Source organism: Rhodococcus sp. NPDC003382 (assembly GCF_053589135.1).
Map to the genome: position 1 here is coordinate 1 of NZ_JBSFRH010000008.1, position 11,027 is coordinate 11,027.

The 11,027-nt window shown below is 66.6% G+C and carries 11 protein-coding genes; 3 read left to right on the top strand and 8 right to left on the bottom strand.

What is annotated here, in order from left to right; genetic code table 11:
- Positions 1-190: 190 nt before the first annotated feature.
- The gene (locus ACWDUD_RS07855; protein WP_420751531.1) at positions 191-478 is read right to left on the bottom strand and encodes an anthrone oxygenase family protein; all 288 of its coding nucleotides are present in this window, start codon (positions 476-478) and stop codon (positions 191-193) included.
- Between the two features lie 448 nt (positions 479-926).
- Here ACWDUD_RS07855 and ACWDUD_RS07860 point away from each other — a divergent pair, with 448 nt between their 5' ends.
- Complete coding sequence (locus ACWDUD_RS07860) at positions 927-1,991, top strand: PDDEXK nuclease domain-containing protein (protein WP_450108955.1); 1,065 nt, start codon at positions 927-929, stop codon at positions 1,989-1,991.
- Positions 1,992-2,226: 235 nt separating this feature from the next.
- On the opposite strand, the gene ACWDUD_RS07865 is transcribed toward ACWDUD_RS07860, so the two are convergent.
- From ACWDUD_RS07865 to ACWDUD_RS07885, 5 genes are all read right to left on the bottom strand, one after another.
- The gene (locus tag ACWDUD_RS07865) at positions 2,227-2,439 is read right to left on the bottom strand and encodes a TOBE domain-containing protein (RefSeq protein WP_197251608.1); all 213 of its coding nucleotides are present in this window, start codon (positions 2,437-2,439) and stop codon (positions 2,227-2,229) included.
- Positions 2,440-2,649: 210 nt separating this feature from the next.
- The gene (locus tag ACWDUD_RS07870; RefSeq protein WP_197251607.1) at positions 2,650-2,976 is read right to left on the bottom strand and encodes a hypothetical protein; all 327 of its coding nucleotides are present in this window, start codon (positions 2,974-2,976) and stop codon (positions 2,650-2,652) included.
- A 372-nt stretch (positions 2,977-3,348) separates the two neighbouring features.
- Positions 3,349-4,659 carry a TerD family protein gene (locus ACWDUD_RS07875; protein ID WP_450108956.1) on the bottom strand — a complete coding sequence of 437 codons (1,311 nt, stop codon included), beginning with the start codon at positions 4,657-4,659 and terminating at the stop codon, positions 3,349-3,351.
- A 189-nt stretch (positions 4,660-4,848) separates the two neighbouring features.
- Entirely contained in the window at positions 4,849-5,466 is a 618-nt protein-coding gene (locus ACWDUD_RS07880) for a hypothetical protein (protein WP_197251605.1), read from the bottom strand.
- Between the two features lie 77 nt (positions 5,467-5,543).
- A complete protein-coding gene (locus ACWDUD_RS07885; protein ID WP_450108957.1) occupies positions 5,544-5,990 on the bottom strand; it encodes an anthrone oxygenase family protein in 447 nt (148 codons plus the stop codon).
- A gap of 88 nt (positions 5,991-6,078) precedes the next feature.
- On the opposite strand from ACWDUD_RS07885, the gene ACWDUD_RS07890 reads away from it, so the two are divergent.
- Together ACWDUD_RS07890 and wzm are read left to right on the top strand one after the other, a co-directional pair.
- Positions 6,079-6,642, top strand: coding sequence for a TetR/AcrR family transcriptional regulator (locus ACWDUD_RS07890; RefSeq protein ID WP_450108958.1), 564 nt, complete (start codon positions 6,079-6,081; stop codon positions 6,640-6,642).
- A gap of 53 nt (positions 6,643-6,695) precedes the next feature.
- A complete protein-coding gene (wzm, locus tag ACWDUD_RS07895) occupies positions 6,696-7,544 on the top strand; it encodes a galactan export ABC transporter permease subunit Wzm/RfbD (protein WP_450108959.1) in 849 nt (282 codons plus the stop codon).
- Between the two features lie 18 nt (positions 7,545-7,562).
- On the opposite strand, the gene ACWDUD_RS07900 is transcribed toward wzm, so the two are convergent.
- Both ACWDUD_RS07900 and ACWDUD_RS07905 read right to left on the bottom strand, forming a co-directional pair.
- On the bottom strand, positions 7,563-9,074 hold the full coding sequence (locus tag ACWDUD_RS07900) for a glycosyltransferase family 39 protein (protein WP_450108960.1): 1,512 nt from the start codon (positions 9,072-9,074) through the stop codon (positions 7,563-7,565).
- Between the two features lie 3 nt (positions 9,075-9,077).
- Positions 9,078-10,979 (bottom strand): glycosyltransferase, encoded by a 1,902-nt coding sequence (locus ACWDUD_RS07905; RefSeq protein WP_450108961.1) that lies wholly within the window; start codon positions 10,977-10,979, stop codon positions 9,078-9,080.
- Positions 10,980-11,027: the final 48 nt, after the last annotated feature.

An 11,027-nucleotide genomic window follows, 5' to 3' on the forward strand; every position in this document is an offset into this window, starting at 1 on the left:
ACACGTCACCACCCGACGTGGGGCCAGAAGTGCTGGCCGAGACGGTCTATCGGGGTATGGCGACCGGGCAGCGTTGGGGAAGGGGCCGAGCAGACTCAGCGACCCGTAGGGTCTCCGATCGGTTCAATCCAGCCGCCCGCAGGGCGTCCGCGTCGATTCGTGTTTGCCCGTGCAGGAATCCCACGGAACCTCACGCGAGCGCGACCACCAGCAGAACGAACGCGCCGACGAGAACGCCGACCCGCGCGTAGTGGTAGCGATCCCACTGCCCGACCTGGTCCTGCCAGTCGTCCGGCGCTCCCCCACCCGCCCACGCGGCGACACGATTGTTGATCGGCACGAGCAGCACAACGGACATCACCACGCTGAGCACCAGCAGCGCCGTCGCCACGATCACCAGCGATGCGCGCGGCTCGCCCCACGCGAGGATCGACCACAGCACTCCGAGAGCGGTCGCGGCTGTGTACCAGGGCGGCATCACGCCACCCTCGGGGATTGCATCCAGGGAACGAAGGACTGCTGGTCGACTGGTAGTCGGCACTCCGGAATGCGCGCCGCGACCACAAGACCCTCGAGGACCTCACCGAGGTCTTCGACGAGATCGAACAGCGCGCCGACACCCCGTTCGAGGGACCTGTTCGCCGTGCTGGACGGATTGTGACCACCCCGGTCCGCATGCCGGGATCTGCAAGCGCGGCCGCACAATGTCTCTTCGGTGCGTGCACGCCATGCACGCACCGCACGCCCATCGCCTCGGACCCGGTACACGGTCCGCACGGCAGCAGTCGGTATCTCCGAGTAGCCATGTCCGATCAGGACCGAAGTCCGTCCTGGCTCACGTGGGTCAAGTCCCTGGCCGCTATGGCGGTGTACCGGCTCGGGGAGCCTCGACCGAACTGGTCGGAGGCGGGTGCAATGCTCAAGGCATGGCAGAGCTCGAACCCACGGACTACGCCGCTACGCTCGAGGAACTCAAGCGCCGCGTACACCAGGCGCGGTATCAGGCGCAGCGGAAGGTGAACACCGAGCTGATAGGCCTCTACTGGCAGATCGGCCGCACGATCTTGGATCGCCAGCAGACCGAGCGTTGGGGAACCAAGGTGCTGTCCCGTCTCGCCGCGGACCTACGCGCCGAGTTCCCCACCATGAAGGGCTTCTCGCGAGCGAACCTGTTCTACATGCGACGCTTCGCCGAGGCATGGCCCGACGAAGAAGCAATCATCCAACGACCCGTTGGACAATTGCCGTGGGGTCACATCGCCGAACTTCTCGACAAGCTCGACGACCAGGACCTGCGTGAGTGGTACGCCGCCCGGGACGTCGAGCACGGGTGGTCACGCTCGGTGCTCGCTCATCAGATCACCACCTGCCTCCACGGCCGTCAGGGTGCTGCGCCCTCGTACTTCGGCTCCGCGCTCGAACAGCGGGACTCCGAGCTGGCGCAGCAGCTCACCAAGGATCCGTTCGCGCTGGAATTCCTTGCGATCGGCGGCGACGCGAGCGAGCGGGAACTCGAGGAGCGTCTGGTCGCGCGGATCATCGACACGCTGCGCGAGTTGGGTCGGGGATTCGCATTCGTCGGTCGCCAGGTGCATTTCGACGTCGACGGGGACGACTTCTACGTCGACCTGCTGTTCTTCCACGTCGAGCAGTTGCGCTACGTGGTCATCGAGCTCAAGACAACGAAGTTCGACCCGCGTGATGCCGGGCAACTCGGCTTCTACGTTGCTCTGGTCGAGGATCGACTGCGGCTCCACGACATACACCAACCGACGGTGGGCATGCTCCTCGTGGCCGAGAAGAACGAAACCGTCGTCCGGTACGCCCTCGCCGGCACCCGGTACCCTGTCGCTGTTTTCCCGATACGACCTGACGGCATCCGCCCAGGCCGCTCTCCCCGCCGAAGAGACCCTCACCCGCGTCGCCCTCGAAGTCACCGCCCACGACGGTCGCCACGGGACACGTGCCGGACACTGAGCCCCCGCCCGTAAGGATCCTGCCTACCGGCCGAGGCGTGTGAGGGATGTGCGCTGCGCCCGCAGATCACGGCCCACGGTGGAGCATCGGGCATACCCGATGAGGATTTCGGTCAGCAGTCCGTCGCAGTCGAACACGACCCCGGACGCTGCTTTCGGTGCGGACTTCACGGCCGCATTCAACCAGATCGGCTGTGGTTGCACCGGATTACAGGCACCCGGGGTGCGCCCGACCCGGTCGCCGGCGGGACTATTCGAACCCGAGCATGACCTCGGTGGACTTGACCAACACCGTCGCTGCGACTCCGGCCGCGAGACCGAGTTCGTCGACGGCCTCCTTGGTGATCGGGGCGGTCACGATCTGCTCACCGCCGTCGAGCTTGACCTTCACAGTTGCCATCACGGCGCCGACGGTGACCTCCGTGACCGTGCCGGTGAGCTGGTTGCGGGTGGACAAACGCATCGAAGGTGGACCTCAATGCCTCACCGGCACACAGAGCACGGTCGACGGGCGCGCCGACCCCACCGTCAAGGACGACGACCGGGTCGACAGAAGGCGGCCGGCACGCTGCACTGCACATGGCCGGATACCGCGGGACGCCAATCGGGCGCCGGGGTGTTGCGGGTGTGCTGTTTGAGGATCGTCAAACAGCACAGCTCAAATCAGGGTGGATCAGGTGGACAATCCAGCTGTTGCCGGAATGATGTAGGGAAGGTCGGCGAGGGTGAAGGTGGTCGTGATCCACCGGACCGGTAAGACCCATCCTCTGTAGTCCTCACCGTCCTTCTCGTCGTGGATCTCATGGCGGTAGGGCCTGCTCAGCTCAAGGCTGCGGGACGGCAGTTCGTTCCCGTAGACGGTGAGAATTTCCTCGTCGGCTGGCTGGGCTTCGCTGGTTACTTCACCGACGCCGACGTAGCCGGTCTTCGGGATGTAGGTGAAGATGCGGGCGCGTGATGGCCTCGGCCTTCGGCCAATTCGTGCGCCGCATACCTGCACAGAGCACCTCGCCGATAACGAAGATCATGTCAAGGATGGTGGAGCCGGATCTGTATCCGATACGGCCTCCCAGAACGCGCGGTAGCGCGGCGCTTTATCGACGTCCCCGAGGTCGATTCTTTCTTGGCTCGTTTCTCCCAGCACCCTCCCGCAGTCCGACGTCAGCGCATCGACGCTGCGGGTCTCCGGCCACGGAGCCGAACCCGAAACCGGCAGGGCACCAGCACCTTCAGCCTCCGCAGCTGGTGGCGGAGCACCCGATCGCACGGGTCGACACGAACGACCGGGTCCAGCCGAAGCCACACGTCACCACCCGACGTGGGGCCAGAAGTGCTGGCCGGTTCAAGACAGCCGCCCGCAGGGCGTCCGAATCTATCGTGGGCACGTCCCCTGGTAACGGTCGAGACCGCGGCCGCCGTTGCGCTTCTTGCTCCGACCCGTAGGACCACCCTTCGGGCTCCGCACCCAGGTGCCCTTCGAATCGATCCCGGGCATGCGCTCGCTTCCGATTCTGCTGTAACGGGTTTCGCCGTCGACGGTCAGCACACCGTCCTGCACGTCGATGTGCGCGACGGTCGCCCAGTAGGCGTTCTTCCCGTTCCCGACGTACACGAGAATCTCGTCGGCGTCCGGACCCGGCAGCCCGTCCTTGCCGGCCCGGCCGTATCGGATCGCGACGCGCGGCCGGCCGAACGTGTCGATCGCGCCGGTGCCGTTGTCGACGCTCTGATAGATGTTGACGAGCAGATCCCCGTTCTCATCGGGGAGCACCCGAACCTGTTCGACGGCAGGCTTCTTGCCGCGCCCGGGCCCCTTGCTGTCACCGTAGTGATGGATGTACGGCCACGTTCCGAGATCGCCGCGGTGGCCGCGGTCGCCGCTGATCACGACGTATTCGTTGGTGTGTTCGTTGCGGCAGTAGAAGTACACGTCGAGATCGCCCTCGCCGAACTTCTTCACGTTCCCGGATCGGTCGTAGATGGCTCCACGGCCGTCCCATTCGAGGCCGACGGTGAGCACCCAGTTCGGATCGCCCTGGGACTTACGCAGGTCGATCCGGGCGGTCTTGTCCGCCGAATCCTTCGTAAGGGAGACCTGAACCTTCTCGAACGAGATCGGGCGCGCCGCCGGCTGAGGCGGAGCCACAGCAGCCAGCGTACTTGCCGATTCAGCTTGGCCCGCAGCTGATCCCGGTTCATCGACGACGATGCCGTGGTCGGTGGCGAATGCCGCCAGGCCGTCCTGATAGCCCTGACCGACCGCGTCGAGTCGCCATCCCGCGCCGCGGCGATAGAACGCGACGACCTGCAGAACGGTCTCGGTGGTCAGGCCGGGCGGGGTGAACTCGATGGTCTGTCGAGCGCCCCGAATCTCTGCGCAGAGCCCGGGCACGTCACCGAATCGCCGCCCCTGCGCTTCGGTGCTCGCCGCGACGAGCACTCGGTGGATGTCGGCGGGGACAGCCGACAGGTCCACGGTCGCGGACGTGTCGGAGGTGAGCCGGACGCCGGGGGCCTTCGGGTTGTTGAAGAAGACGAAGTCCTCGTCCGATCGCACCCGTCCGTCGGCGGTGAGGAGTACGGCGGTGAGATCGACCGCGCCCACAGGACCACCGGTGACGAGCACGACCTCATATCCGAGATCGACGAGGTCGGTCTTCGATCCCTTGATCACTGCACTCATCCGCGATCTCCTGCTTCTGCCGTCATCCCATCCGCAGCGAAGTCGACTGCAGCGCATACAACGTAACCTGCACCGTGGCTTCACGCTCCTACGGCGACTACGTCAGGCGGTAGCCCTTTCGACCGTTCGAGCCTCGCCCTTCAGGTCGAAATGTATTGCACCCCAACATTACTCGTCGAGACGATGAGACTACGCAGGCACCTCGTCCCACGCCTCCCGCAAATGATCGAGGACCGCCTGGGCAAACCACCGATTGTGGTAGCGGCCGTACGGCCCCTTCCCCTTGGCGACCAACCTGTCGGCGAGGCGCCTGACCAACTCTGCATCATCGATGAGTGTCACGAACTGTTCATTCGAGGCGTCGTCGAGCAGGTTGATCCTGATGACGACGGCGTCGCCCTCAGCCGATGCGAGCTGGGAGCGGTGGAATCGCAGATTCGGAAACTGCGAAGTCAATTCGTCGAACGTCTTTCCCGTCCGACTCTCGAGCGCCGAACGGGAGACATACACCGACACAGACCACACGTCGATATCCCGGTCCTCGATGAATGGGTTCTCGACGTGGAGAACTTCCATCGGTCCGATATTGAGCGTGAACAGCCGTCGCCCTCGATCGGTGGCCGGCAGACAACTCAGCGTCCATCTCTCGACTTCACCGGAGGCCGGATCGTCGAAGGCCAGGTCCAGATACAACGCGACGAGGTCGAGGCAGATGATCAGTACGTCCTCGTCGCTCGCGAGTTCGCGGAAGTTCTCCTCGGATGCCGAGGGGTACTCGTTCTCGCTGTTGCCGTGACCGGTACTCACTCGGCGCTACCACCTTGTTCTGCTCGTAGAGACCAGCAGAACTGTATATAGACGCCGCTATCGATTCTGACGGAACGTCACGCGAGCGCGACCACCAGGAGAACAAACGCCCCGACGAGGACGGCGACCCGCGCGTAGTGGTAGCGATCCCACTGGCCGACCTGGTCCTGCCAGTCGTCCGGCGCTCCCCCGCCTGCCCACGCGGCCACGCGATTGTTGATCGGCACGAGCAGCACAACGGACATCACCACACTGAGCACCAGCAGGGCCGTCGCCACGATCACCAGCGATGCGTGCGGCTCGCCCCACGCGAGGATCGACCACAACGCTCCGAGAACTGTGGAGGCGATGTACCAGAACGGCATGACGCGACCGAGCACGCGGGCGCCGTCACTGCGTGCGATGAGTGCGCCGTCGCCCGGGAGCCGCGCGAGCATCGGGTTCACGAACACCGCGACCGCGAACTCCACCCCCACCAGCAAACCGACGACGACAACCGTGACGACGGAAACCGAGTCCAACATGGGGACCTCCAGTACCTAGCAGTGCTAGTTCTTCTGTCGATGACAACACTAGCACTGATCCAAGAACTAGCAATGCTAGAATTCGACAATGCCGGTCAACGAACGCAGAGCCCGCGACAGAGCCGCCCGTCACCGCCTGATCATCTCGACCGCCCGCCGGATCGCCGAGGACGAAGGCTGGGGTGCGGTCACCACCCGACGCCTGGCCGACCAGATCGAATACAGCCAGCCCGTGCTCTACAGCCACTTCCGCGGCAAGGACGAGATCGTGACAGCGGTCGCGCTGGACGGATTCACCCAGCTCGGAGCCGAACTCACCGAAGCCGTCCGCAAAGAGCCCGGAGCACGCACGCTGGCGACCACCTACCTCGCTTTCGCACAGGCCCACCCCGCCGTGTACGAGGCGATGTTCGAGCTCACGACCGATCTGCAGTTCGCCGACGCCGAAACTCCCGCACCGCTGCGCGACGCGTTCCAGGTCCTGCTCGACACTCTGCGACCTCTGTCCGGCGCGGTCGATCCGGAGCTGTTCACCGAGGTCTTCTGGGCCGCCCTGCACGGGCTCGTCGGCCTCACCCGCTCGGGCCGGATCCCCGCGCAGGACACGTCCCGGCGCATCGACGTGCTCGTGGAACGCTTCGCCGGAGCATGAACGACGCCCTCGCCGGGGAAGGCTCGACCGCGCGCCGAGTACCCTCGGTACCCGTGTCTGCCCCTTCCGTCCTCGACGATGCCCCGATCGAATCGTCCTCCCGCACGTTCAAGCGTGCATTCAAGGACCTTCGCGAAGGTTTCAACCATCGTGAGCTGTGGCTCCACCTCGGATGGCAGGACATCAAGCAGAGATACCGGCGGTCGGTACTCGGCCCGTTCTGGATCACGATCGCGACCGCGGTGTCCGCGGTCGCGATGGGTCTGCTCTACGGCACGCTGTTCAACCTCGACCTCGCCGAGTTCCTGCCGTACGTCACGCTGGGCTTCATCGTCTGGAACCTGATCCAGGGATCCATCCTCGAGGGCGCGGACGTGTTCATGTCCAACGAGGGCCTGATCAAACAGCTGCCGACGCCGCTGAGCGTGCACGTGTATCGGCTGGTGTGGCGGCAGATGATCTTGTTCGCCCACAACATCGTCATCTACTTCGTCATCCTGATCATCTATCCGCAGCCGTTGAAGTGGACGGCGGTCTTCGCGATCCCCGCCCTCGCCCTGATCGCGATCAACGCGGTGTGGGTGTCGCTGGTGTTCGGCATCCTGGCGACCCGCTACCGCGACATCGCGCCGCTGCTCGGCAGCCTCGTGCAGCTGCTGTTCTTCATGACGCCGATCATCTGGACGGAGAAGACCCTCCAGGGCACCGGCAACGAGGGCCGCGCCCGGATCGCCGAGATCAACCCGCTGTACCACTTCCTCGACATCGTGCGCACGCCGCTGCTCGGCGGCGACCAGCAGCTCTACCACTGGCTGATCGTGCTGGGTGTGACCGTCGTCGGCTGGGCGTTGGCGCTGGTCGTACTGCGCAACTACCGCTCGCGCGTCGCCTACTGGGTCTGAGTGCACCCGCGGTGAACGTCACCGCACGAAACGGATCACCTGGCTGACGTCGAACTGCCGGCGGTCGTCGATCCGGAACCCGGCCTGCACGAGCCCGGCGTACTCCGGCGTCGACTCGAACCGGTGCGGCGGGAGCGTCCACCACTGGTTCGACGTGTGGTAGATCCGCTGCTCGGTCGTCCGCTCGGCGTCCGCGAAGAACCACACCACCTCGCACGTGGACAGCTGCCCCGCGACCGCCGGGAACGGCAGGTTCTCGTCCCACAGCCAGCCCTCCGCGGCGGCGGTCCGTCCCAGGCCCAGGTCACGGGTGCCCGCGAAGGTCTCCGGCCGGGCCGTGATCACCAGACGCTGCGACGCCGGATTCCACGCGGCGCCCCCGAACAGCACGCAGTCACCGGGCGCCAGCCGACCGGCGACGTCGTGGTTGACCGTGCTGAAGTCCATGCCGCTGGGGTCGGACCACTGGCCGCGCTGCGCGACGAACGACGGCACGGACAGCAGCACCAGCGCACCGGTGACGGCGACACTCGCCCACGTCCGGACGGCCACGGCCGCGACGGCAGCGGCACCGATCAGCGCGACCGCCGGGGTCGTGAACGTCAGGTACCGGTCCAGGTAGACCGGGGACGCGACGAGCGAGTACGTCACGAGCATCGCCATCGGCACGACGATCCACGGCACGGTTACCACGAGAACACCGTGTCGCCGTACCCGCGTGCGTCGCAGTAGAGCCGCCACGAGCCCCACGACGATCAACACCGTGAACGCCACCGCGAACCAGGGGGCGCCCACGAACCACTGGTACTCCCAGGCGATCCGCGGCAGGTTCCGGTCGATCGGCGGGATCCACGTGGTCTGCCCGGCCTGGGCGAACGCCTCCGCCACGAGCGGGACGGCCACAGCCGAGCCCGCGACGACCGCCCCCAGCCACGCGAGCCCGCGACGCCGCAGGTCGCCCCGCAGCGCCAGGGTGATCAGGTGGGCCGGTACCAGCGCGATCGCGTACACGAACAGCACCACCGACAGCGCCAGCACGGCGGCGTAGAGCAGCCACCATCGGACCCGGCCGGACTCGCACCCCACGATGAGCAGCACGGTCAGCCACACGGCGGCGGCCGCGGACGGGGCGTAGCTGCGGGCCTCGACCGCAGCCCACGTCACGCGCGGGAGCACGAGGAAGACGACACCCGCGATCACGCCCAGCCGTCGGCCACCGAGTTTCCGGCCCAGCACGACGACGCCGCCGGCCGCCGCGCCCACGGCCAGGACGCTCGGCACCCGTGCCGAGAACTCCGAGGCCCCGAACACGGCGAACCAGTACCGCATCGCCACGTAGTAGAGGCCGTGGACGACGTCGACGTTGCCGAGCACCCGGTCCAGGTCGACGCGGGAGCGCTGCGCCACCGACAGGGTGGCCAGCTCGTCGTACCAGAAGGAGGGCAGCCACGACCCCCACGCTGCGACGATCGAACCCAGCAGTGCGACGAGGACAGCGTCCCGCGCGCCCGCTGTGGTCCGATCGGCCATGGGCTACTGCCCGTACAGGCGGGCCCAGTTCTCGCGGCTGGTGAGCTGCGGCGCAGCTTCGCGATACCGCAGGGATACCGCGGGCGTCTCCTTCTTCAGCGCCTGCAGCGCGCTCATTCCGCGACGGAGCAGTGCGACGGCCCGCTTCTTGTCCCGCTTGCGGACGCGGACACCTTCCTGGGAGGCGTCGGTGACCACGGCGTGCGAGAACAGCGAGACGTGCCACCAGTGCGCGTCCGACGACGGGATCGCGACCGGATCGGCCGGAAGAGTGCCGCGCCACTGGTTGAGGGCGCGCTTGGCCAGCACCGCCCATTCGAGGCTCTTGCGCGGGAACGGTCCGGCCGGGGTGATGAACATGTCGGCCGCACGCAGGTCCGGCACGTTGTTCGCGTTGTGGCGGATGGTCTCCCCGTACTCGGCGCGCTCACGACGGATGGCGGCCGCGGCCTCCATGCCCCCGTCGCGCAGGAATTCCGGTCCTCGCAGGAAGTCCTCGATGGCCTTGATCAGGGTGAACGCCATGCCGTACTGCATGGAGACGAGGTAGCGGAACAGGTCGGTCCGCAGCTGCTTGGCCAGTGCCTTGCCGTCGAGTTCGGTGTGCAGCGCGGCGGTGATCATGGCGTTGCGGAGGTTGAAGTAGCGATGCCACTCGTCCCAGTCCTTCCACGCGAAATCCGCGTGCCACACCGCGGCGCCGGGCAGCGTGACGGTCGCGACACCGTTCGCCCGCGAGCGGTAGCCGTACTCGATGTCGTCCCACTGGAAGAACAACGGCAGCGGGTAGCCGACCTTCTCGACGACCTCCGACGGGATCAGGCACGACCACCAGCCGTTGTAACCGGCGTCGACGCGGATCTCCTGCTGCTTCTTGAGCGTGCTCTTGTCCGCGAACGCGTTCTGCACCTCGATACCGGCCTGGAGACGCTGCAGGTCCGCGACCTCGGCACCGACGTGGACCCGGTCGGGATGCAGCAGGTACAGCATCTGCGCGCCGACGATCGCGGGTTCGACGGTGCAGTTCGCGAACGTGTTGAGCCGGACCACCGCCTCCGGTTCGCACAGGACGTCGTCGTCCATGAACACGATGTTGGCCCCGGGATTGCGCGACGCCCCGGCGACCTCGTACAGGCCACGGGTGAATCCGCCGGCACCGCCCAGGTTGGGCTGCGTGATGTAGACGAGTCGGTCGCCGAGTTCGGAGGCGACGCGCCGGAACTCCGGCCGGGTCTCCACCCGGTCGTTGCCCTGATCGACCACGTGGATCGACTGCACGTCGGCCATCGCCGTCGGGTCGTTCGCCATGGCGGCCAGCGTCGCCGCGCAGTCGTCGGCGCGGTTGAAGGTGCAGATGACGACCGCGGCCTTGCGCAGGGACTTCGGTGTGGGAACCGTCCAGCGGGCGTTCTCGACGGTCAGCTCGCCGGAGCTCGTGGAGATCCGGGCGAAGAGGGCACCACCGTCGACGAACCGGTCGATCGGGGTGGACACCGTCACCGTGGTGGACGTGCCCTTCGACGACAGGGGGATGGTGGCGACGATCCGTCGCCGGCCCAGGGTGTCGGTGGCGACCAGTTCGATGCGGCCGTCGCCGTCGATCTCGGCTTCGAACGCGACCTCGGTGACCGCGGTCCAGCGCTGCCAGTAGCTGGCGGGGAACCGGCCGAAGTAGGTGTCCGTTTCGATACGGCTCCGGCGGCCGAGGCGCACGCGGGTCCGCTCGCGGTCCACGGTCCCCTTGACGGTGACGTACATGTCGTCGCTGACCAGCGGGGACGGCCCCGCGAACAGCGCTCGCTGAGCGGTCTGCCGGGCGGCAGGACGCTCGAGGACGGACGAACCGTCGGCCGCGTCGCCGACCCCTCCTGTCGGTTCGATCGCAGCGATTTCGGCTTTGTCCATTCCGTCCGAATACCTTTCAGAGCCTTGCTCTCAGAGCCTTGTCTTCCC

Coding starts and splice junctions, on each gene's coding strand:
- ACWDUD_RS07905 (WP_450108961.1), bottom strand. CDS start 10,979: ATGGACAAAGCCGAAATCGCTGCGATCGAACCGACAGGAGGGGTCGGC.
- ACWDUD_RS07865 (WP_197251608.1), bottom strand. CDS start 2,439: ATGCGTTTGTCCACCCGCAACCAGCTCACCGGCACGGTCACGGAGGTC.
- ACWDUD_RS07855 (WP_420751531.1), bottom strand. CDS start 478: ATGCCGCCCTGGTACACAGCCGCGACCGCTCTCGGAGTGCTGTGGTCG.
- ACWDUD_RS07900 (WP_450108960.1), bottom strand. CDS start 9,074: ATGGCCGATCGGACCACAGCGGGCGCGCGGGACGCTGTCCTCGTCGCA.
- ACWDUD_RS07890 (WP_450108958.1), top strand. CDS start 6,079: ATGCCGGTCAACGAACGCAGAGCCCGCGACAGAGCCGCCCGTCACCGC.
- ACWDUD_RS07875 (WP_450108956.1), bottom strand. CDS start 4,659: ATGAGTGCAGTGATCAAGGGATCGAAGACCGACCTCGTCGATCTCGGA.
- ACWDUD_RS07885 (WP_450108957.1), bottom strand. CDS start 5,990: ATGTTGGACTCGGTTTCCGTCGTCACGGTTGTCGTCGTCGGTTTGCTG.
- ACWDUD_RS07860 (WP_450108955.1), top strand. CDS start 927: ATGGCAGAGCTCGAACCCACGGACTACGCCGCTACGCTCGAGGAACTC.